Origin of the sequence: Dechloromonas denitrificans (assembly GCF_020510685.1) — a bacterium.
GTDB classification, from domain to species: domain Bacteria; phylum Pseudomonadota; class Gammaproteobacteria; order Burkholderiales; family Rhodocyclaceae; genus Azonexus; species Azonexus denitrificans_A.
The window spans coordinates 2,394,718-2,416,226 of the sequence record NZ_CP075185.1 but is presented as its reverse complement, the minus strand read 5'-3'; the positions used below and the strand labels follow the sequence as shown (position 1 = coordinate 2,416,226).

Annotated in this window: 17 protein-coding genes; 6 read left to right on the top strand and 11 right to left on the bottom strand. The window is 63.2% G+C overall.

Going from position 1 to position 21,509, the window contains the following annotated elements; genetic code table 11:
* The first annotated feature begins 5 nt into the window (after nt 1–5).
* A complete protein-coding gene (locus tag KI611_RS11425; RefSeq protein ID WP_226414687.1) occupies nt 6–2,474 on the top strand; it encodes a Lon protease family protein in 2,469 nt (822 codons plus the stop codon).
* Between the two features lie 66 nt (nt 2,475–2,540).
* Here the strand turns inward: KI611_RS11425 and KI611_RS11420 are convergent, their stop codons facing one another.
* On the bottom strand, nt 2,541–3,122 hold the full coding sequence (locus tag KI611_RS11420; RefSeq protein WP_226414683.1) for a nitroreductase family protein: 582 nt from the start codon (nt 3,120–3,122) through the stop codon (nt 2,541–2,543).
* A 261-nt stretch (nt 3,123–3,383) separates the two neighbouring features.
* Between KI611_RS11420 and KI611_RS11415 the strand changes: the two genes are divergently transcribed.
* Nucleotides 3,384–4,067: a protein-L-isoaspartate(D-aspartate) O-methyltransferase gene (locus KI611_RS11415; RefSeq protein ID WP_226414680.1), complete on the top strand. Its 684-nt coding sequence runs from the start codon at nt 3,384–3,386 to the stop codon at nt 4,065–4,067.
* A 46-nt stretch (nt 4,068–4,113) separates the two neighbouring features.
* Here KI611_RS11415 and KI611_RS11410 read toward each other — a convergent pair whose 3' ends face one another.
* The 4 genes from KI611_RS11410 to KI611_RS11395 all read right to left on the bottom strand — a co-directional run bounded on the left by KI611_RS11410 (nt 4,114) and on the right by KI611_RS11395 (nt 8,166).
* The gene (locus tag KI611_RS11410; RefSeq protein WP_226414677.1) at nt 4,114–4,758 is read right to left on the bottom strand and encodes a response regulator; all 645 of its coding nucleotides are present in this window, start codon (nt 4,756–4,758) and stop codon (nt 4,114–4,116) included.
* Complete coding sequence (locus KI611_RS11405) at nt 4,730–5,809, bottom strand: sensor histidine kinase (RefSeq protein WP_226414674.1); 1,080 nt, start codon at nt 5,807–5,809, stop codon at nt 4,730–4,732. The genes KI611_RS11410 and KI611_RS11405 overlap by 29 nt, the downstream gene beginning before the upstream one ends.
* A gap of 319 nt (nt 5,810–6,128) precedes the next feature.
* Nucleotides 6,129–7,247, bottom strand: a complete 1,119-nt coding sequence (gene ald / locus KI611_RS11400; protein WP_226414670.1) for an alanine dehydrogenase — start codon at nt 7,245–7,247, stop codon at nt 6,129–6,131.
* 31 nt (nt 7,248–7,278) lie between these two features.
* A complete protein-coding gene (locus KI611_RS11395; protein WP_226414666.1) occupies nt 7,279–8,166 on the bottom strand; it encodes an EAL domain-containing protein in 888 nt (295 codons plus the stop codon).
* 214 nt (nt 8,167–8,380) lie between these two features.
* Here KI611_RS11395 and KI611_RS11390 point away from each other — a divergent pair, with 214 nt between their 5' ends.
* The 4 genes from KI611_RS11390 (at nt 8,381) to KI611_RS11375 (ending at nt 12,869) form a co-directional block, all read left to right on the top strand.
* Entirely contained in the window at nt 8,381–10,372 is a 1,992-nt protein-coding gene (locus KI611_RS11390; RefSeq protein WP_226414663.1) for a molybdopterin-dependent oxidoreductase, read from the top strand.
* Nucleotides 10,362–11,564, top strand: coding sequence for an MFS transporter (locus KI611_RS11385; protein WP_226414660.1), 1,203 nt, complete (start codon nt 10,362–10,364; stop codon nt 11,562–11,564). Before KI611_RS11390 ends, KI611_RS11385 begins: the two co-directional genes overlap by 11 nt.
* Nucleotides 11,539–12,537, top strand: a complete 999-nt coding sequence (locus KI611_RS11380; protein WP_226414657.1) for a DUF3553 domain-containing protein — start codon at nt 11,539–11,541, stop codon at nt 12,535–12,537. Before KI611_RS11385 ends, KI611_RS11380 begins: the two co-directional genes overlap by 26 nt.
* A gap of 65 nt (nt 12,538–12,602) precedes the next feature.
* Complete coding sequence (locus KI611_RS11375) at nt 12,603–12,869, top strand: hypothetical protein (protein ID WP_226414653.1); 267 nt, start codon at nt 12,603–12,605, stop codon at nt 12,867–12,869.
* A gap of 15 nt (nt 12,870–12,884) precedes the next feature.
* Here the strand turns inward: KI611_RS11375 and KI611_RS11370 are convergent, their stop codons facing one another.
* The 6 genes from KI611_RS11370 to zorA form a co-directional block, all read right to left on the bottom strand.
* Nucleotides 12,885–15,485: a response regulator gene (locus KI611_RS11370; RefSeq protein WP_226419900.1), complete on the bottom strand. Its 2,601-nt coding sequence runs from the start codon at nt 15,483–15,485 to the stop codon at nt 12,885–12,887.
* Between the two features lie 347 nt (nt 15,486–15,832).
* On the bottom strand, nt 15,833–17,077 hold the full coding sequence (locus tag KI611_RS11365) for a NupC/NupG family nucleoside CNT transporter (RefSeq protein ID WP_226414649.1): 1,245 nt from the start codon (nt 17,075–17,077) through the stop codon (nt 15,833–15,835).
* Entirely contained in the window at nt 17,074–18,600 is a 1,527-nt protein-coding gene (locus tag KI611_RS11360) for a bifunctional metallophosphatase/5'-nucleotidase (protein WP_226414646.1), read from the bottom strand. Before KI611_RS11360 ends, KI611_RS11365 begins: the two co-directional genes overlap by 4 nt.
* Nucleotides 18,601–18,672: 72 nt before the next feature.
* Nucleotides 18,673–19,134: a hypothetical protein gene (locus tag KI611_RS11355; RefSeq protein WP_226414620.1), complete on the bottom strand. Its 462-nt coding sequence runs from the start codon at nt 19,132–19,134 to the stop codon at nt 18,673–18,675.
* Nucleotides 19,131–19,853, bottom strand: coding sequence for a flagellar motor protein MotB (locus tag KI611_RS11350; RefSeq protein ID WP_226414617.1), 723 nt, complete (start codon nt 19,851–19,853; stop codon nt 19,131–19,133). The genes KI611_RS11355 and KI611_RS11350 overlap by 4 nt, the downstream gene beginning before the upstream one ends.
* The gene (zorA, locus tag KI611_RS11345; RefSeq protein ID WP_226414613.1) at nt 19,850–21,424 is read right to left on the bottom strand and encodes an anti-phage ZorAB system protein ZorA; all 1,575 of its coding nucleotides are present in this window, start codon (nt 21,422–21,424) and stop codon (nt 19,850–19,852) included. The genes KI611_RS11350 and zorA overlap by 4 nt, the downstream gene beginning before the upstream one ends.
* Nucleotides 21,425–21,509: the final 85 nt, after the last annotated feature.

Genomic DNA, 21,509 nt, shown 5'->3' with positions numbered 1-21,509 from the left:
GCACAATGCCAGCCAGGTTTCTTGAGCCCAACCAGCTTTATACGCCGAGCTCGCTCGACGATTTGTCTTTCACCAGTACCTCCGAACTGAGCGATCTCGACGAAACCTTCTGCCAAGCACGTGCCGTCGAGGCGCTGCGCTTCGGTCTCGGCATGCGCCATGGCGGGTTCAATCTTTTTGTCCTCGGCGAGATCGGCAGCAGTCGGCATGAGCTGGTTCGTCGTCTGGTGGAGGAAGTGCGGCAAAAGGACGTGGCGCAGTTCGATTACTGCTACGTCAATAATTTTCAGGCGACCGATACGCCGCGCCTGCTGCTCTTGCCGGCGGGTCGTGGCAGCCGGTTGCGCGATGACATGCAACAAATGGCGGCAAATCTCGGACCGGCCATCGCCGCCGCTTTTGAAAGCGAGGAATACCGGGCGCGGACCGCAGCGCTCGAGGAAAGCTTCAAGCTCCGCCAGGAGCGTGCCCTGAGCGAACTGGGCGACGAATTGCTGGGGCGGGGTGTCGCGCTGATGCGGATGCCCGAGGGATTTGCCCTGACGCCGGTCAAGGAGGGGACCAAGGAAACGCTCTCCAAGGAAGAATTTGAGCAACTGCCGGATGAGCGCAAACACGAACTGGCGCACATCATCAAGGAATGCCAGGTGCCGCTGGGCCAGCTGCTCGGCCAGTTCCCGCGCTGGCGGCGCGAACAGCACGAAGCCTTCAAGGAGATTGGCCGGGAGGCCATCCGCAGCGCCGCCGGGCACCTGTTCGAAGATATCAGGGCAGCCTATCTCGATCTGCCGGATGTGCTGGCTTTTCTCGCGACCGTCGAAGCCGATGTCATCGAGACCGGCGATCCGCTGAGCGACGGCCGGCCGGAGGATCCGGATAGCGATACGCTGCGCTTCACCAGCACCATTTCCGTTCAGCGCTATCAGGTCAACCTGCTCGTCGACAACGCGGGCAGCAAGGGCCAGCCGGTCGTTTTCGAAAATCTGCCGACCTTCCCCAATCTGGTCGGCCGGGTCGAGCACGAGGCGCACATGGGGGCGCTGTTTTCCAACTTCACACTGATCCGGGCCGGCGCCTTGCACCGCGCCAATGGCGGCTATCTCGTGCTCGACGCCAGCAAGCTGCTCAGCCAACCCTATGCCTGGGAAGGCCTGAAGCGCGCGCTGCAGACCGGGCAGGTCGCCATCGAGTCGATTGGCGACATCTATGGCGTGATTAGCACGCTACGACTCCAGCCCGAACCCATTCCGCTCAAGGTGAAAGTCGTGCTGATCGGCGAGCCGATCCTCTATTACCTGCTGGCCGAACTGGATCCGGAGTTTGCCGGCTTGTTCAAGGTCGCCGCTGATTTTGAAGTGCATATACCGCGCAGCGCAGCGAACAGTAGCCTGCTGGCCCGGCACCTCGCCACCCAGGCCCGGCAGAGCGGCCTCAAGCCGCTGACCAGGGCAGCGCTGGAACGGGTGATCGAACATGCCGCACGCCTCACCGAGGATGCCGAGCGACTGAGTGTACTGACCAGCGAACTGCTCGACTTGATGCAGGAAGCCGATTTCCACGCCGGCAATGCCGAGTTGCTGGACCGCACGCATGTCGAGCAGGCATTGGCCGCCCGGACGCGCCGTGCCGACCGGCTGCGCGAGCATGTGTACGAAGCGATCCAGCGCGACATCCTGCTCATTGCCACTACCGGCGGGTTGGTCGGCCAGATCAATGGACTGGCGACCGTCATGCTGGCCGGCTTCCTGTTCGCCCATCCGGTCCGTCTGTCGGCTGCCGTTTGCATTGGCGATGGCGAAATGATCGACATCGAACGGGAAATCGAGATGGGCGGCCCGATCCATTCTAAGGGCGTGATGATCCTGGCCGGCTTCTTCTCCGCCCGTTTTGGCCGGGGCATGCCGCTTTCGTTCAATGCCAGCATCGTTTTTGAACAGACCTATGGCGAGGTCGAAGGCGATAGCGCTTCGCTGGCCGAATTGTGCGCCTTGCTTTCGGCGATCAGCGCCGTGCCGATCCGCCAAAACTGGGCGGTGACCGGTTCGGTCAACCAGTACGGCGCAGTCCAGCCGATTGGTGCGGTTAACGAGAAAATTGAGGGCTTTTTCGACATCTGCGCCGCCCGCGGTCTGACCGGCGAGCAGGGCGTGATCATCCCGGCCAGCAACGTCAAGGATCTGATGCTCAAGCCGGCCGTGGTCGAAGCCGTGGCGGCCAGGCGCTTCCGCGTGGCGGCCGTCGATCATGTCGATCAGGCCATCGAACTGCTGACCGGCTTGCCAGCAGGCGATGCCGATGCCAAGGGAGTGATTCCCGAGGGCAGCATGAATTACCTGGTGGCGACCCATCTCCTCGAATTGCACTCACTGAAGCACCTGCCGAGCGAAGAGGAAGAAAAGAGCAAACCGAAACGGACGCTGCACCCGAAGAAAGCGGCGCTCAAGCCGCCCCCGAAAGGCAAGAAAAAACCGTAACGCTGGCGGGAAATGAGGCATCGACCGGCTCGGCATTTGCCGCAAGCTACCGTGCTCAGCCCCGGCCTATTTCCAGCTGAGTATCTGCGGCTCTTTTCTTGGCGAGCGTTTGGTCACTTCATCGGGCACGCCGACAATGATCGGCGCGACGACCTGCAGGTATTCCGGGATATCGAGCTCCGCCTTGACCTGCGGGGCGTTCAGCGCATCGGTTGCCGAACCGATCACGCAACTGCCGAGCCCCATCGCACAGGCAGCCAGCATCAGGTTCTCGGCGGCCAGCCAGCAGTCGGCGGCGGCCAGGGGGTTCGTGGTCTTGCCGCAAATGAGGATCAGGGTCCCGGCGTTGTAAAAGATATTGAAATCCGGGCTCTCGAAAAAACGCAGCGCGTCGCTGTCGAAATGGGCGTGGTGCATTTCTGCGACAAAGTGCGGTTTGGCGCGATCCGACAGGCTTTTCAGCAATTGGCGGTCCTGAATCACGGCAAATGCCCACGGTTCCTGATGCATCGCTGTCGGGGCACGCACTGCGGCGGCCAGCAGATGGTGCACCGTTTCGCGTGAAATGCCATTGCCGCGGAACGAGCGCACCGAGCAGCGCTGATTGATGGCATCAAGCGTGTTAAGCGGTTCGAGTGTGTGAGCCATCGTCAGGTCCTCCATAAATCCCGGTAGCAACAGCGCCGATGGTGAACGACCGGTGTGCTCGCAGGAATACCCAAATTTGATTATTTTGACCCGGCAACGGCTTGGCGATATCCGGCAAGGGCCGCCGGTGGATTTCGCTGCTCCCTTTGCGCCGGCGAAATGGGGCAGGGCATTGCGCTGCTGTTGAATACTTGAGCCTTGGTATTTTGCCTAACGGCGTTTGCGTATATTTTTCCCAAGGTCATTCTTGTGGAACGGCAGATGCAAACGAATCCCGATGTGAACCTCGAACACCTGCTTGGCGAGATCCGCGAGGAGGTGCGGGCGACCGCCGGCTATACCGGCCGCGCCGAACTAGCCGAGCGGGTGATCGCGGCAATGCGCAAGGTGCCGCGGCATGCCTTCGTTCCGGACGAGTTGCAGCCCGGCGCCTATCGCAATGCCCCTTTGCCGATTGGTCACGGTCAAACCATTTCGCAACCTTATATCGTCGCCTTGATGACTGATCTGATTCAGCCGCAGGCCGATGACGTGGTTCTCGAAATTGGCACCGGATCGGGCTATCAGGCCGCCGTACTGGCCTTGCTGGTCAAGCAGGTCTACTCGCTGGAAATTGTCGAGAGTCTTGCCTGCGCGGCGCGCCAGCGTCTGCAGCAGCTGGGCTATGGGAATGTCGAGGTGCAAAGCGGGAACGGCTGTTTCGGTTGGGTCGAGCACGCTCCTTACGACGCGGTAATCGTCACGGCCGGCGCGCCGCAGATCCCGGCGGCGCTAGTCGAGCAGCTCAAGCCGGGCGGCAGACTGATCATGCCGGTCGGCGATCGATATTTCGGGCAGGAATTGCTTTTGTTGAAGAAAGACGCAAACGGCAGGTTGGAGCAACGTTGTGTGCTGCCGGTCCTGTTCGTCCCGTTGACCGGGACGGCCCAATGTTCGTGGGTCTAGCGATCCATCATCGCAGCGCAGTGTCGGCCAATGCCGGGAAGGCGCTTCAGGAGGACGTCAGGCCATTGCGGATTGCGTATTTGGTCAGCTCGGCGATGCTGTGCAGTTCCAGCTTGCGCATGATGTTCCGGCGATGTACTTCGACTGTGCTGGTGGCGATATGCAGTTTTTTGCCGATAGTCGGCGAGGTATGGCCTTCCGCCAGCAATTGCAGGACTTCGCGCTCGCGTTTGCCCAGGCGTTCGCTGGCAAAAGGTTCGCCCAGGCTCCTGGCGCGCACGCTATCGACCAGAACGGCCGAGGCATCGGGGCAGAGATAGATCCGGCCGTGTGAAACGGCGCGAATGCCCCGCAGCAACTCGTCGCGCCCGGCCGACTTGACGATATAGCCGCGCGCCCCGGCATCCAGCATTTGCAGCACGATACGTCGATCGGAGTAGGTCGACAGGGCGATCACCTTGAGTTCGGGTTGCTCGGCGAGCAGGGTACGGGCGGCTTCTATGCCGCCCATGACTGGCATCCCGATGTCCATCAAAACGATATCGGGATGGACTTCCCGGGTCAGCTTGATGGTTTCGGCGCCGTCGTTTGCCTCGCCGACCAGCGCAATGTCGTGCTCGCGTTCGAGGATTCCTTTCAAGGCCTCGCGCAGTATTTTGTGGTCATCCGCCAACAATATCCGAATCGCCATTTCGCCCTTCCTCCGCCAGCTCATTTCCACTTTTGACCGGAAATGTTATGGAGATTGTCGTCCCATAGCCCTGCATGGTGTCCACGGACATTTCTCCGCCAATGAATTCTATCCGTTCCGCGATGCCGATCAGGCCGAATCCGGAATCCTTGGCCGGTTTGGTCAGTGCCTCGTGATAGTCGAAACCCTCGCCCTGATCGATCACCGATACAGAAAAACGACCATCGTCAGTCAGGTGGCAAAGGACTTGGGCGGCATTCGTATTGGCGTGCTTGGCGACATTGATCAACAATTCCCGGATGGCGCGAAAGATCGTCGTTCGCGCCGGCTCCTCAACGGCCGGCAATGCACCGTCGCAGTCGAGGCGAACGACCAGGCCGTAAAGGCGTTCCATTTCCTCGGCCAGCCATTCCAGCGCGGCGACCAGGCCAAGCGCCTGGAGAATTGGCGGGCTCAGTTGCTGCATCATCGAGCGCACCGAACGATTCGCTTGATCGACCAGTTCTTCTATCTGTTTCAACGAAGTCTTCAGCGCTCCGCGCCGTTCACAGCCTTCCAGCGAGGTGAGCTTGATTTTGACGATGGCGAGTACCTGGCCAAGATCGTCATGCAGATCGCGCGCCAGCGTCCGCCGCTCGCGTTCCCCGGTCAGCGTCAGTTCGGCGATCAGCGTTCGCAACTGGGCCGTGCGCTTGCGCACGCGCTGTTCCACCTTGTCTTCGGCAAGTACGACGTCTTCGAAAACGACCAGGAACAAGGGCTGCCCATCGCCGCTGTCGGGCGCCGGAACGACGCTGAAGCGAACCGGGTGAAAGCTGTTCCGGCGCTTGACCCGGGCGTCCTCGACCAGCACCGTGGCGCGACTGGCGATGGCCTGCTGCAAGGCGCTACGCAAGCGCGAACCGAGCCCTTCCCGGGCGACGCCGGGCAAGTCCTTGGTCGGCCCGGGGCGCGGCAGTTCCAGATAATTTTCGGTCGGGCCGGAGCAATGCAGGATTTCAAAGGCCTGGTTGGTCAGTACCGCGGCCGGCGCAAAAGACGCCAGAATCATTTGCTGGCTCAATCGAGCCCATTGCGCCTGGCGTGCGGCGCTCGCCGTACCGACGCAGGCGATGGGCGCCGGTGGTATTGCGGCAGGCGCTGCTTGCTCGGTATCGCTTGGCTTGTCAGGTGGCATTGGCGTGACTTTTCCGGTCAAAGTCGGTATCCCTTGCAAACAGTCAGCCGGCGGCCGGTGACGCGAAAGATTGATTTTGCTGAAGCTTGCCTGCGATTCGACGTGCGAACTTTTGCAAGAGTACAACGCCGCCCGCGCCAGGCAAAGAAGGCGCGGATCGGTCAAACAGCCAATATCCGGGTGGCTGGCGGATCTAGATTTTCAGGGCGTCCTGCGCGTCGAGGGTTGCGATCCCCAAGGCCTCGCCGACCGGGGCGCAGGTGATCTTTCCCTGGTGGACGTTGAGACCGCTGCACAGATGCGGGTCGTCCAGCAAGGCCCGGCGATAGCCATGCTCGGCCAGAGCCAGGACAAAGGGCAGGGTGGCGTTGTTCAGGGCGAAGGTCGAGGTCCGGGCGACGGCGCCCGGCATGTTGGCAACGCAGTAATGGACGATGTCGTCGACCAGATAGGTCGGGTCGGTATGGGTGGTCGGCCGGCTGGTTTCGAAACAGCCCCCCTGATCGATCGAGACATCGACCAGCACCGATCCCGGGCGCAGGCTCTTCAGTTGTTCGCGGCGGATCAGGTGGGGCGTCGATGCGCCGGGGATGAGCACGGCGCCAATGGTCAGGTCGGCCCCGACGACAGAGGTGGCGATGCTCTCGCCGGTTGCATACAAGGTGCGAATCCGGTTGCCGAACTGATTGTCCAGCCAGCGCAACCGGTCGAGCGAGCGATCGATGATGGTGACGTCGGCCCCGAAGCCGACGGCGATCCGCGCCGCGTTGTAGCCGACCACGCCACCGCCGAGAATGGCGACTTTGCCGGGCGCTACGCCGGGAACGCCGCCGAGCAATATGCCGGCGCCGCCTTTCGATTTCTCCAGGCAGGCCGCTCCGGCCTGGATCGCCATCCGGCCGGCTACTTCGCTCATCGGCGCGAGCAGGGGCAGGCCGCCGGTTGCATCGGTCACTGTTTCATAGGCGATGGCCGTAACACCGGAGGCGAGCAGCAATTCGGTCTGCTGCCGGTCCGGGGCGAGGTGCAGGTAGGTGAACAACACCTGGCCGGCCCGGAGCTGTCGGCATTCGCCGGGCTGCGGTTCCTTGACCTTGACGATCAGTTCGGCCCGGGTAAAAACCTCCTCGGCGCTGGCCACCAGCTGGGCGCCGGCGGCAAGATATTTTTCGTCGGCCAGGCCGATCGCCGCGCCGGCATTCTTCTCGACGATGACCCGATGGCCGCGCGTGACGAGTTCCTGGACGCTGGCCGGGGTAAGTCCGACACGGTATTCGTGGTTCTTTATTTCCTTGGGGACGCCGACGAGCATGGGATTCTCCGGACTGACGCGGTGGTTGGACTCACTCCGGTACGAGGCACCGGAACGTTTCTGTTACCAGTTGGGGGCGGACGGGCTGGCCAAGTACGGGTCGGGTGGCCCGGCTGATCAGCTCCGGGGCCGGCATGGCGTAATAATAGCCCTGAACCAGATCGGCGCCGGCATCGATGGCCAAGGCGTGTTGCTCGGGCGTTTCGACGCCCTCGCAGACGACCTGGGCGCCCAGTTCATGGATGATCTCGATGATCTTGGGCAGGATCCGCCGCGCCCGCTCGTTGCTCGTGCCCTGAAGGATCAGCGAGCGGTCGAGCTTGACAATATCCGGAGTCAGGCGCCACAGGCGGTCGAAATTCGAATGTTCGCAGCCGAAATCATCGATGGCGACCCGATAGCCGCGTTCGCGATAGGCGGCCACCGCTTCGTTGAGCCGGGAAATGTCGTCGACCTTGGCTTCGAGCACTTCGAGGATGATCTGCCGGGGTTTGAGTCCGCACATGTGCAGCAGGCGTTCAAAGATTTCGCCATGCCCCCGATTGGTCACGCCGAGCAGGTGGCGTCCGCTGACATTGACGAAAAGTTCGCTCCCCGAGGGCGCCTGGCGGACGAAGTTGACCGCATGCATGATGCGACACAGGCGGTCGAAATACACCACCTCGTCGGTGCTGGCCGGGATGGCGAAGGCGGCAGCGGGCGACAGCGAGTTGCCCGTTTCGTCATGGACGCGGAGCAGTGCCTCATGCGCCCGCGCCTTCAGCGTGGCGGCATCGAACAAGGGTTGAAAGACGGTCGATAGGTGCAGCCCGCGATAATGCCCGGACGCGCCGTTGTCGCTGATCTGGAGGTGTGTTTCTGGTTCCGAACTGGTTTTGTCACGCTCGACAAAGTAATCCAGAAGATCTTCTATGGGCATCGTTTCCTCGGTTTGCGGTGCAGCACCGAGACCTTAGTCATTCGCGCTGCGCCGCGGAACGATAAAAACCTTCTATGCAAATAACAAAGGCGTTTGGCGGCAGGCCGGAGCAAGAGCGACAATCCGTTTCATCAAATTTTCCGGCCGCCCCATGTCTTCGCAATTTCGACCCAGCGTTTGTCCTCACGATTGCCCCAGTGTCTGTGCGCTGGATGTGGAAATCACGGCGGATGGCCGGGTCGGCCGCTTGCGGGGCGCCGGGCAGCCTTACACCGAGGGCGTGATTTGCGCCAAGGTGGCCCGCTATGCCGAGCGGACAAACCATCCGCAGCGGCTGACCCAGCCCCTGCGGCGGGTCGGGGCAAAAGGCAGCGGGCAGTTTGCGCCGATCGGCTGGGACGACGCACTCGATCTGCTGGCCGAGCGGCTGCAACAGGCCACCAGCCGCCACGGCCCGGAAACCGTCTGGCCCTATCACTATGCCGGTACGATGGGTTTCGTCCAGCGCGGCGCGATTCGCCGGCTGGGCCATCTGGCCGGCTGGTCGCGGCAGCGCGAGACCTTTTGTGTCGCCTTGGCCGATGCCGGCTGGCTGGCCGGAGCGGGGGCCAAGCACGGGGTCGATCCGCGCGAGATGCTCGATTCGGAGCTGATCGTCATCTGGGGCGGCAATCCGGTGCATACCCAGGTCAATTTCATGCATTGGGTGCAGAAAGCCCGGCGCGGACGGCAGGTTCCGCTGGTCGTCGTCGATCCCTACCGGACGGCGACGGCCGCCAAGGCCGATCTCCACCTGGCGCTGAAACCCGGCACCGACGGCGCGCTGGCCTGCGCCGTCATGCATGTCCTGTTGGCGGAAAACCTGGTCGACCGCAGCTATCTGGCGCGCCTGACCGATTTCTCGCCGGCGCTCGAAGCGCATCTGGCCAGCCGCACGCCGGCCTGGGCGGCCGGGATAACCGGCCTGTCGGTCGATGACATTAGCCGTTTTGCCCGGCTGTATGGTTCCACCGGACGCAGTTATCTGCGCCTCGGCTATGGCTTTACCCGCCAGCGCAACGGTTCGGCCGCGATGCATGCGGTCAGTTGCCTGCCGGCCCTGACCGGCGCCTGGCAGCATCGCGGCGGCGGGGCGCTGTACAGCAACGGCGGGCTTTATGGTCTGAACACGCGCTTCCTCTACGGTCTGGATGCCAATCCACCGCTCGCTCGCCAGCTCGACATGGGCCGGCTCGGTGCCGTGCTGGCCGGCGATCGGCGCGACATCGGCGATGGCCCGCCGGTCACCGCCTTGCTCATCCAGAGCACCAACCCGGCCGTTGTCGCCCCCGACAGCCTGAGCGTGCGCCAGGGCTTGCTGCGCGACGACGTCTTCGTCTGCGTCCACGAGCAGTTCATGACCGATACGGCGCAACTCGCCGATCTGGTTCTGCCGGCGACCACTTTTCTCGAACACGACGACCTCTACCAGGCTTCCGGCCACACCTTTCTGCAGGCTTCCCGGGCGCTTGTGCCGGCGCTCGGCGAATGCCGCTCGAACCATGACTTCATCGGCCAACTGGCCGGCCGCCTGGGCATCGAACATCCGGCCTTCGGTCTGAGCGAGTGGCAATTGGTCGATGCGGTGCTGCAAGCCTCCGGCAAGCCGGGGGCCGACGATCTGCTCGCCGCCGGCTGGCTCGATTCCGCCCTGCCTTTTGAAAAAGCCCATTTTCTCGATGGTTTCGGGCATCCGGACGGGCGCTTCCGCTTTGCGCCGGACTGGACGCAGCGCGGCGAAGGCCATGCCGCCATGCCGGCTTTTCCCGATCACCAGCCGGTCATCGATGTGCCGACGCCGGACAAGCCTTTCCGGCTGGTCGCCGCGCCGGCCCGCCATTTCCTGAACACCACCTTTACCGAGACAGCGAGCTCGCGCCACGGCGAAGGGCGGCCAACCGTGCTGATCCATCGCGATGTCTGTGCCCGGCTGGGCATCGGCGAAGGCGATGTGGTGCGTCTCGGCAACGCGCAAGGGCAGGTCGCGTTGTACGCCAGGCCGGCGGCCGGCCTGCAGCCGGACACCGTGGTGGTCGAAAGCCAGTGGCCGAACGCGGCGTTCATCGACGGGGTCGGCATCAATGCCCTGGTCAGCGCCGAGCCGGGCTGGCCGGCGGCCGGCGTGGCTTATCACGACACTGCGGTGTGGCTGGAACGTGTCGGCTAGCTGGCCGCAGGTTCTCGCCCTCGGTGTCGCGCAGACGGTTGCCTGGGCTTCGTCCACCTATCTGGCGGCGGTGCTCGCCAAGCCGCTGGCCGCCGAACTCGAGATCAATTCTTCGCTGGTCTTCGCCGCCTTTTCCTGTTCGCTGCTGTTGATGGCCGTGCTCGGGCCGTTGGTCGGGCGTTACATCGACCGCCACGGCGGGCAGCGGGTGTTGTGTCTTTCCAGCCTGATCCTGGCGGCTGGCCTGGTGGCGCTGGGCATGGCCGGCGGCGTTGTTGGGCTGTTCGCTGCCTGGGCCCTGATCGGCGTCGGCATGGCCCTTGGCCTTTATGACGCGGCTTTTGCCGCGCTGGTCAGGGAACACGGCGTTGCGGCGCGGGCGCCGATCACCGGCATCACACTGCTCGGCGGCTTTGCCAGCACCATCGGCTGGCCGCTGACGGCCTGGCTGGTTGCCCAGGGGGACTGGCGAAGCGCCTGCTTTTTTTGGGCAGCGACCAATTTGTTGCTGGCCCTGCCGCTGTATTTCCGGTTTGTTCCTGCCGCCCGGCATCTTGCCGGGCAGGTGACGGGCGCGGTCGGTGGCGAGCCGTCAGATGGCAAACGGCATGGCCCATCGGATGGCCGGCGGCGAAACTTCCTGGCGCTGGTCGTCTTCGGCGCCGCGACGGCATTCGTCACTTCGGCGATGGCGGCGCATCTGCCCGGTCTGTTGCTGGTCAGCGGCCTGCCGGTTGCCGTGGCGATCGGCGCCGCCGCGCTGGTCGGCCCGGCGCAGGTGGCGGCCCGGCTGGCCGAGTTCGTTGCCGCCCATAAGTTCCGCACCAATCCGCTGGCGACGGCGCGCCTTGCCACGGTGCTGCACCCGCTGGGCGGCATCGGCTTGCTGTTGATCGGCGGTCCGGCCGGTGCGGCGGCCTTTGCCTTGTTGCATGGCGCCGGCAACGGAATGATCACCATTGCCCGGGGTACGCTGCCCTTGTTCCTCTTCGGGCCGCTTGGTTACGGGCTGCTGCAGGGCAAGCTGGCCGTGGCCCAGCGCATGACGCAAGCCGCGGCGCCTTTCCTGTTCGCCCTGCTGCTGGAGTCGGGCGGCGCTTTCTGGGGCATCGCGGCATCTTTTTCGCTGTCGCTGCTCGGGTTGGCTGCCTTGTTTGTCATTCGGGATGGGGCGCAGCCTCCGCAGCGATGAGCGGTTTTGTCAATTTCAAAGCCATGGGCTGATTCGCCAGCCCGGCAAGGTCCGTATTTCCGAGCGCGTGTTAAAATTGGCCGCTTTTTTTCCGGAAACGGCGGAGAGCAAGATGAGCAACCTCACCCAAGGCGATCGTGTATTTCACCCCAACCAGAAGGGCTGGGGGCTCGGGAAAGTGCTCAATGTAACCCCCGACAATATTGACGTTTTCTTTGTCGGCACAGGCGCCAAGCGTCTTTCAAGGTCGTTTGTCCAGCTCGAGACAGCCGAGGGGGCCGCGGCAAAACATCGCCTCCTGGACAATCTGATCGAAACGTCACAAATCGGCAGCACGGACTATGTCACGACCGAGATGGCCATCGCCCGCTTCCTGGCGATCCACCCGGACGGCTTTTCAGCACCGCGTTTCCTCAAGGACGAGCGGGATGCCAGCGTGCGGGCGCATCAGCTCTGCATTCAGTTACTCGGTGAAACGGAGATTTCCGGGCTCATCGCGGAGCGTCGCTATCAGGATGTCTGCGACCGGGCCCGGCATATCGAATCGGTGACCAATCTGCTGACCAAGAGCGAAAAGACGGCTTTCTATAGCGCCCTGGAGACGCCCCTGAGCCAGAAGACCTTCTCGGAGGCCTTGGCCAATCTGCTTTACGGAACGGATTCGGACGAAGATCGCTTCAAGGGCTTTGTTCGTGCCCTTGATCTGCTCGGGATCAGTCGCTGGCCCTATGCCACACTCTTTGGATTCATCCGCTTCCCGCAGGAAAAGGTCTTCATCAAGCCGACCGTCATTCAGAATGTGACCAAGGCTTTTTGCTGGCGAATCAACTACAAGGTCGAGCCGAACTGGCGAACCTACACGGCCGTGCTGCGACTCTACAACTACCTGCGCACGAGTCTCGTTGAGGAAGGCCTGATGCCCAAGGACATGATCGATGTGCAGTCGTTTATCTGGTCAACCGGCCAAAAATAATTCAGAACCGCCTCGCACCGGTGCCGGACACCTGCGTGCGGGCCCATTATTCGCAAAGGAAAGATATGAACGCGCAAGCATTAGCTGAAAAACTCAACAAACTCGGTTTCACCCCTGTCGCCCTGAGCGAACCGTCGAAAAAGGAAGACGGGATGATCGTCATTACCAAGGGCGTCCATGTGCAAGTTCCGCTGCATGGCGATGAACCCAACGTGGTGCGTGAGATCAGCAAGGGCGACTATGAGTTTTACGATGCGCACAAATCCATCGATCGCCTGATCGACGATCTGAAGGCCGCGCTGCAAGATGAAAAGGCGATGAAATCGAGTTGATGTCGGAGGCTGGCGTCAGGCTTGGTCCTGACTAAGCCATTTGACCAGAATCGCATACAGCCGCTCAGGGTCGAATGGCTTGCTCAGGAAGTCATTCATGCCGGCCGCAAAACAGCGTTCCCGGTCCTCGGTATAGGCATTGGCGGTCATGGCAATGATCGGGGTGCGCCGATAGGCCGGGGATGCCCGTAGTTGCCGGGTCGCTTCAAGCCCATCGATCTCGGGCATTTGCATGTCCATCAGGATCAGCGCGTAGTTCGCTTCCCTAGCCTTGGCGATGGCTTCCGTACCATTTTCGGCGGTATCGATCAGCAAGCCCGTGTCTTCCAAAAGCTCTTGAGCGACTTCCCGGTTGATCGGCTCGTCGTCGACGATGAGTACGCTGAATCCGGCGTACTCATTCCGCAGCACGCTTTCGGGGTCGGCCACCGCCAGCGGTTTGGCTTCGGCTTTTGCCAACCCGATGTGTAGTCTTGCGGAGAACCAGAAGGTGCTGCCGATTCCGACGGTACTCTCGACACCCGCTTCGCCCCCCATGAATTTGGCCAGCTTCCGGGTAATGGCCAGGCCCAGGCCGGTGCCGCCATATTGTCTCGTCGTCGAGTTGTCGGCTTGCTCAAAGGCTTGAAAGAGCCGGGGGATGGTTTCGGCCGGAATACCGATGCCGGTATCCTCGACTTCAAAGCGCAGCAACACACTGTCGCCGTCATTGGCCAGCATTCTGGTACGTAGCGTGACGGTGCCGGCAGCGGTGAACTTGATCGCATTGGTTGCGTAGTTCAACAATCCTTGCTGGAGTCGCGCCGGGTCGCCGAGCAGCGGGCCGGGCAAGGGGGCATTGTCGATCACCAACTTGATATTTTTGGCTTGGGCCCGTTCGGCAAGAATGGAGCGGACATTGGCGGTGATGCTCTGAACGTTGACGTTGATTGCCTCGATGGCGAACTTGCCGGCTTCGATCTTGGAGATGTCGAGGATGTCGTTGATCAGTTCGAGAAGGTGTTGGCTCGCAATATCGATCTTTTCCAGTCTTGCCAACTGCTGCGGCGCTACCCCTGACCGTCGTATCAATTGCGCCATGCCATTGATCGCGTTCAGCGGCGTTCTGATTTCGTGACTCATGTTGGCGATGAAGGCGCTCTTGGCACGATTTGCCGTTTCGGCCTGCTGCATGGCAATGACCAGCGAGCGGTTTGAAATTTCCAGGTCGGCCGTGCGTTCGGCAATCCTTGCTTCCAGGGTGGCGTTAAGGTCCTTGATCGCCTGCTCGGCCGCCTTGGCCTCGGTAATGTCCCGTGCCGTGACGACGGCGCCAACGATGCGGTTGTTCCGGTCGCGAATCGGTGCGAAATTGAAACTGCTGATCCAGGTTGCACCAGTGTCCCGTCGGCGCAATGTGCGTTCGACGTTTATTGCCCTTTCGCCGCGCAGTGCTCTGGTCGTACCCCATTCCTCCTGGGGTACCGACTCGCCGGTCGGCAAGAAGATCTCGATGTCCCGGTACGAATCAGCCAACGATGCGAAACATTCCTCCCGCTTGTTAAAGCGGAAAAAACTGAAGAAGGCATCGTTGAAGTGGATATAGCGCCCCTCGGTATCGATGATCAATACCGCTTCGTTCATGCTGGACAGCGCCGCTTCGAGAGTTGTCTTGGCTTCCCCGACCAGTTGTTCCCGTTCGGCCAGCGCATCGACGAGGCGATTGAATCCGGCAATCAGCGTCCCGACTTCGTCGTTCCGGACGACGGGCAAGTGTTGCGGAGCCTCGGCCGAGGCGGCCATCGCATTGATTTTCTGGGCGGCGCTGACCAAGGGCGTCAATTGCCGTCGCATCGCCCACCAGGTCAGGCATGTCGCGAACAAAGTAAGGAGCAGCGTGCCGCCGAGCATGTGTCGCTGCATGGTGGCCACCGGGGCAAAGGCTTCGACTGTTGGCAAGGTAACGGCGACGTACCAACCGGCGACGGACACTCGTTTGACGGCAACCAGGACTTCGACCCCGAGCGGGTTGATCAAGACCGAATAGCCTTCGTCGCCGGCGATGTAACGGTCAATTGCCGGACTGACGCCGCGGGCGGGAAGCCTCTCGAAAATACGTTCGTTTTTGGAGCTCGTGACAATCGTGCGGGACTGTGGGGAGACCAGCAAAACCTCGCCAGTCTTGCCGTAAACGGCTTCGCTGACCTGGTCGAGAAAGGTCGGAAGGCCCAGATTGACAATGCCACCGATTGCGCCGATGACCTTGCCCTGGCTGTCGAAAATGGGGCTGACCAGACTGAATACCGGCTTTTTCAGGATCGGTCCGATCAGCGGCTGGCTGACGCCGCCTTTTCCTTCGCGGAGTGCGCGACCGACGGTTGGTTTGTCGTGCAAATCGAGGCCTAGGCGGCCCGCCGAGCGCGGATAGTCAGCGATGATGATGCCGTCCCGGCCAACGATATAACTGCCGGCGTTGAACAATGTCGGGAATATCAGGCGCTGATCCAGCAATTTCTGCAGCCGATGCGGGTCGTCCATCATCGCCGGGGTGACCGTGCTGGCGACTTTGTCCAGCGCTTCCAGGCGGACCGTCAATTCCTCATTGACGTCACGGGCTATCGACGAGGCCACGCCCATTTGCTGCTCGCTCAGCAAGACCTCGAGCTCAGTGCGAAGCGTTTTGCCGAGGTAAAACGATAGCGTCCACAAGCCGATGATGAAAATTGTCAGGACGGTCAGCGCGATTCGGCTAGTCAGCGACTGATGCGCGATATTCGAGCTAGCCATGTCTGTCTCCATTGCGATTGACCACCCTGTTTGCGGGAGGATTAGGAGTGCCGTACCTTGACCATTGTGAAGGAGGCCGGGCGCCTGAGCAATCGGATATTTATGATGAAAGAATTTTGCGAATTTTTCCCGGGAGTTGGGGCGCTGTTGCGCCGGCCTGAAGCAATCGGCGTTTCGGGCCGTGGCGCCGTCTGGCGTTAATAGAGCATGCCGACGATACAGCCGCAGGACAGCGTGGCGAGGGTGCCGGCGACCAGCGTGCGCGGGCCAAGATCGAGGATTTCCCGGCGTCGCTCGGGCACCATCGTGGTCAGGCCGCCGATCATGATGCCGAGGCTGCCCAGGTTGGCGAAGCCGCATAGCGCGTAAGTCATGATCACGCGGCTGCGCGCCGAGAGCGCTTCAGGCGGCAGCGCCGCCAGTTCGAGATAGGCGATCAGTTCGTTGAGGATGGTCTTGGTGCCGAGCAGGGCGCCGGCGGTCGCTGCCTCTTGCCATTCGATTCCGGCCAGCCAGGCGAGCGGGGCCATCAGGTAGCCGAACAAGCGTTGCAGCGACCACGGGCTTCCGGCGTGGGGCAGCAGGGCCAGAACCTCGTTGGCCAACGCCACCAGAGCGACCAGTACGACCAGCATGGCGACGACGTTGAGCAGCAGTTGCAGGCCTTCCGAGGTGCCGCGGGTGACGGCATCCATCGTGCTGCCATCGAGCCGGGGCAGGTCCACGTCGCGGCCGGTCGGCGGGCCTTCGGGCGGCACCATCAGCACGGCAAAGACGATGGCGGCTGGAGCGCTGATGAACGAAGCCGCCAGGATATGGCCGAGGGCATCCGGGACGCGCGGGCCGACGATTCCGGCATAGAGCCCCATCACCGTGCCGGCGACGCCGGCCATGCCGGCCGACAGAATGATGAACAATTCGCCGCGCGAGACGCGGGTCAGATAGGGTTTGACCAGCAGCGGCGCCTCGACCATCCCGACAAAGACGTTGGCCGCCGTCGACACCCCGACGGCACCGCCGACGCCGAGGCTTCTTTCGAGCAGCCAGGACATGGCGCGCACCAGGCGCGGCAGGATCCGCCAGTGGAAGAGCAGGGCCGACAGGGCGCTCATCACCAGGACGATGGGCAGCGCCTGGAAGGCGAGCACGAAACTCAGGCCGGCGGCCGATTCGCTATAGGGCAGCGGGGCGCCGCCGAGGTAGCCGAAAACCATCGAGGTGCCGGCACGCGTCGCCCGCTCGAGCGCCAGCAGGCCGTCGTTGAGCGCCGTGAAGCCGGCTTTTGCGCCGGGCAGCTTGAGGATGGTGACGGCGAGGACGATCTGCAGAACGATGCCGCCGGCCACCGTCCGCCAGGGCACGGCCTTCCGTTTTTCAGAAAGCAGCCAGGCGATGGCGATGAACGCGGCGTAGCCGAGCAAGGACTGGAGCAGTGGATTCATGGCGCGACCTTCAATCGGCCGTCCAGGCTTGGCGCCAGATGCTGGGTGCGTTGCATGGCCTGGATCAGGACTTCGGTATCGCTCGGCGAGCCTTCGGCCGGGCGCAGCACCGGCAGTTGCTTGAGCAGCGGATAGCCGTCGCCGCCCTCGGCCAGGTAGCTGGAGGTGGCCAGGGTGTAGCTTTTGTCGGCCTGAACAGGCTCGCCGGCGATCAGCAATTCGATGATGCGCTGGCCCTTGGGCTGTTTCGGCGCATAACTCAGGCGCACCCCGCCAATATGCGGCAAGGCGCCGCTCTGACCCTTGGCGACGCGCCGGTCGAGTCCGTGTTCGAGTACTTCGCGCAGTTGCGCGCCGGTGATCGACAGCAGGACGAGCGGATTCTCGAAGGGTAGCAGGGCCAGGATATCGCGCCGGGTCAGCGGGCCGGGGCCGAGCAGCCGGTCGCTGCGGAAGCCGCCACCATTAAGCAGCGCAATATCGCTGCGCATGGCTTCGCGCACCGCATCGGCGGCAAAGTTGCCGATATTGCTCTCGCCCCGCCGCATGGTTTCGCCGCGGGCGTCAAGAGCGACCGCAGTCTCGGCAATCGGCTCGCCAAGCAGCTGGCTGACCTGTTGCTCGAATTCGGCAGCCAGACTCAGCACCGCCGGATCTTCGGCCTGCCGTCCATCGAGCGGCAGGATGTCCCAGGCCATGCCGGCCAGGTGATGCCCGGTGCGGTCCGACGCAAAACGCAAGCGGATGTGGATGGCGTCGCGCGCATCCGAACCGGCCTTGAAGATCGGCGTGCGGCCGACCTGCTCGGTAACCAGGTGATGGTCATGGCCGCCGAGGATCAGGTCGAATAAACCGCTCGCCGCCAGCAGGCGATCTTCCGCCAGCGTGCAATGGGTCAGACCGACGATGACTTCGGCCCCCTGGCTGCGCAAAGCGGCTACTTCCCATGCGGCCGCTGCCAGCAATTCCGCGAAACGGATATTCGGCCCCGGCTTCGACAGCGTCGCGGTATCGGGCGTCAGCAAGCCGAGCAGGCCGACGCGGACGCCGTTGATCACCCGCAATTCGGAGGGTTTGATGGCCGGCAGCGGCGGCTCGGCGAGCAGATTGGCGGCGAGCCACGGAAAGCGGGATTCGGCGAGCCGGTCGCGCAATACCGATTCGCCAAAATCGAATTCGTGGTTGCCGGGCACCGCGATATCGACGCCCAGCGCATTCCACGCGGCCATCATTTGCCGGCCCTTGAACAGGCCGGACTCGACGCTCGGGGAAAGGGTGTCGCCGCCAAAGATGAAGAGGGTGGCAGGGTCTTGCTGGCGGATGGCTTTGACCAGCGAGGCCAGGCGCGCCAGACCGCCGCGCGGCGCCTGCGGATCAATCGGCGCGATCTGGTAGATGTCGTTTACGTGGATCAGTCCGACCTGGATCATCCCAGCCGGCTGGGCGAAACCCGTTGCCGAGGCGAGCAGCAGTGCGGCAAGGAACAGGCTGCCGAGCAGATGGGGCAATGAACGGCTGGTCATGGAGGGGAGCGGGAGTCTCATGCGATCAGACCGGTAATGCCGCGCCTCGGCCCGGCGGAGGAGGGATTGCCATCATCGCGTCTCGCCCATTTCCTGCAGGAAGTTGCGTAATCGGGTCAGGCCAGCTTGCTGCGGCGAGGCGGTTTGATCGATCGCACTGGCCACGGCTGCCTGCAGACCCCGGCAGCACGCGGCGCGCGGCCGGCCGTGCTGGGTGCGCACCGTCGCCAGCAGCAGCTCCAGCTGGCGCGGTTCGACGAGCAGGACGCGGCCTTCCCAGTCCATCGGCCTTGCCACTCCGTAACAGGCGTACTTCAGCTCGGGGTAGGCGGTGTTCGCGCCGGCAATGCGAAAAGCCATGACGCCCTGGGCGATGCGGGCATCGGAAAAGCGGCCGCGCGGCGCGGCCAGGCCCTGGCGGGCCGCACTCAGGCGGGCGAGCAGGGCCGGTTCGGTCTGGGCCAGCGAGGTCGACGAGCGGACGGCGACGAAACGGCGGCGCAATTGCTCGCGCAATTTTTCGAGGTCGTTCACGGGCGATCCAGCGGGCAACGCAGGTCCGCATCGACCGAAGTGTCGGTCCGTTGAACGGCGGCTTCATCCGGTTCGCGGAATTCCAGGCGCAGTTCGATGCGGCGGCTTTCCTCCGGGCTGTTTTTCAGGGCGTTGAACGAGGCGCCACTGACCAGGAAAAGTTCGCGCACCATGCGCCGATCAGCCTCGGCGAGCGCCTCTGGACCGCTGGCCGGGAGCAGCAGGGCGCACAACACGCGCTCGGAGCGTCGCAGGCTGAGGTCAAGGTTGTGCAGATAGCCGCCGCGAGCATCGGCAAAGCCCTCGACCACTACCCGCTTCAACCATTTTTCGCCGAGCGGATCGCGGGCGAGTTCGAGAACGGCCGGCACGAAGCTGCGCAGCAAGGCGGCCTGGCTATCGCTCAGCCGGTGGCTATTGGTTTCAAAACGCGCCCGGTCGCCAAAATCGATGACGCTGCCGCGCAGTTTGACGCCGGGAAAATTCTGAATCTGCGCCTGGAGGCGAGCGAGAAAAGCGGAAATTTCCTGTTCCTGCTCGGTTTTTCGGTGCTCCGTTTCGGAGATTTCGTGGGTGATGGCGAGCAGGGCGACGGTCAGTGCCACCAGGAAGAGCACCATCAGCGCCGTCATCAGGTCGGAAAACGAGATCCAGAACGGCTTTTCGCCGTCTTCCCGATTGCCGCGCCGGCTGGCGGCCCGCGGTCGGACCAGGCTCACCGGCGCACCGGTTCCTGAGCCAGCGCGTCAGCCAGTTCTTCGATGGCGCCTTTGAGCGCTTCGACGGCCCCGGTCACATGCTGCTGGAACTGGCCGTTGCCACGGGCCAGCGTGCGCTCGACATTCTCGGCAAAGGCGGCATGCGCCTGGGCCAGTACATCGGAAATCCCTTGCAGATAGGTGTCGGCGTCATGTCCGGCCCGGCCCAGGGTGGCCGCTGCGCCCTCCATCCGGCCGACCAGTTCGCCGGTCAGCGCCGCTTCGCGCCGGGCGTGTTCGATGGTCGCCCGCAAATCGCCCACCATCAGGGCGATCGAGGCGGTGAGCTGGCGCTGATCGCTGAGCGATTGGCCGACGCTGTTCGCCGCCTGCGACATCGCCGCTGCCGAGGCCGCCATGTCGCCGCTGCTCAGCGCGAAGAATTCGGCAGCCTCGCCAACGCCCCGGCCGGCATTGTCCAGCCGCCCGGCGGCTGATTCGACCGCGCCGCGCCCGGCCAGCTCAAGGCGCCCGGCCACCTTGCCGAGTTCGCCGACGGTCGCTTCGAGGGCATTCGCCGTCCGCTGCAGCAGGCTTTCCAGGCCGTCCTGGCGCTGCCCGAAGGTGTCGTCGAGGCGGCCGCTGAACTGGTTCAGGGCTTTTTCCAGGGCGCCACCGACGGCTTGGCCCTGGCCGGCCCCCAAGCGCTCGACCGCCGTCGTCATGCGCGCCAGCGGTTCATGTAGCGCGCTGGCCACGGTTTTCGCTACCGCATCGGCCACTTTGCTGGCCAGCGCCTCCTGATGCTGCAAGGTCGCCTGTTGCTGCTGGGCGAGCATGGCCGCCATGCCCTGGCGCAGTTCGCCGACGATGGCCTGCTGCAGCCGTCCGGCCTGCACGGCCGAAGCTTCCGATGCGCGCACCAGGCGGGCCAGATATTCCTCGCCGACGCCCGCGTCGAACAGGCTGTCGATGCGTTGAACCAGGGTTTCGACCTGCCGGTAGCGGCGCGTGACGATCGATTTCTCGATCCAGGTGACCAGCATGGCCAGGGTGATCGCCGCCGCCGACACCTCGAAGGCCTGGCCGACGCCCTGAATCAGCGAACGCAGGCTGGTGCGTACCAGTTCGGCATTGCTCGACACCTCGAAATGGTTAAGGCCGGCAATCAGGCCGGTAAAGGTGCCGATAATGCCGATGCCGGTCAGAATGCCGGGCAGGTGCTTGTAGAAATCGGTCTTGAGCGGCGTATCGACCAGCGCCCGCTCGGTGAGAAAGTCCTCGGCCATCGCCGTTGCCCGCCAGGCGGCTACCGCTTTGGGGGTGGCCGGATCGGCAATGGCGTGCAGGGTTTGCGTGTATTCCCGCCACAGGTGGCGCAGCCGGGGTGAGTCCATGACTTCCCGGCCAATCCGCTCGGGATCGGCCGGCAGCGATTGCGCGGCGAGGCCCTTGATGGCCTTTGCCAGTTCCTGTCCGAGCACCAGGGCAGGGAGCACGAAACGCAGCAGAAAACCCAGCGTGATGGCAAGCAGCACCGCAGCGACGATCCAGCCGCTCCAGACATGCCAAAATTGCAGCAGACTCGCCATTTTCCGGCCTTGCGTAAGGTTTCAGGGCGACGGATTGTAGCAGCCGTGGCCGGCTGCAAATTGAAACGGTCTATCTAAACTTGAT

What these genes read in the sequence shown, in the direction of transcription:
- KI611_RS11425 (WP_226414687.1), top strand. Translation starts at nt 6, where the DNA reads ATGCCAGCCAGGTTTCTTGAGCCCAACCAGCTTTATACGCCGAGCTCG.
- KI611_RS11420 (WP_226414683.1), bottom strand. Translation starts at nt 3,122, where the DNA reads ATGGCTCACACACTCGAACCGCTTAACACGCTTGATGCCATCAATCAG.
- KI611_RS11415 (WP_226414680.1), top strand. Translation starts at nt 3,384, where the DNA reads ATGCAAACGAATCCCGATGTGAACCTCGAACACCTGCTTGGCGAGATC.
- KI611_RS11410 (WP_226414677.1), bottom strand. Translation starts at nt 4,758, where the DNA reads ATGGCGATTCGGATATTGTTGGCGGATGACCACAAAATACTGCGCGAG.
- KI611_RS11405 (WP_226414674.1), bottom strand. Translation starts at nt 5,809, where the DNA reads ATGATTCTGGCGTCTTTTGCGCCGGCCGCGGTACTGACCAACCAGGCC.
- ald (WP_226414670.1), bottom strand. Translation starts at nt 7,247, where the DNA reads ATGCTCGTCGGCGTCCCCAAGGAAATAAAGAACCACGAATACCGTGTC.
- KI611_RS11395 (WP_226414666.1), bottom strand. Translation starts at nt 8,166, where the DNA reads ATGCCCATAGAAGATCTTCTGGATTACTTTGTCGAGCGTGACAAAACC.
- KI611_RS11380 (WP_226414657.1), top strand. Translation starts at nt 11,539, where the DNA reads ATGGGGCGCAGCCTCCGCAGCGATGAGCGGTTTTGTCAATTTCAAAGC.
- KI611_RS11375 (WP_226414653.1), top strand. Translation starts at nt 12,603, where the DNA reads ATGAACGCGCAAGCATTAGCTGAAAAACTCAACAAACTCGGTTTCACC.
- KI611_RS11370 (WP_226419900.1), bottom strand. Translation starts at nt 15,485, where the DNA reads ATGGGCGTGGCCTCGTCGATAGCCCGTGACGTCAATGAGGAATTGACG.
- KI611_RS11365 (WP_226414649.1), bottom strand. Translation starts at nt 17,077, where the DNA reads ATGAATCCACTGCTCCAGTCCTTGCTCGGCTACGCCGCGTTCATCGCC.
- KI611_RS11360 (WP_226414646.1), bottom strand. Translation starts at nt 18,600, where the DNA reads ATGACCAGCCGTTCATTGCCCCATCTGCTCGGCAGCCTGTTCCTTGCC.
- zorA (WP_226414613.1), bottom strand. Translation starts at nt 21,424, where the DNA reads ATGGCGAGTCTGCTGCAATTTTGGCATGTCTGGAGCGGCTGGATCGTC.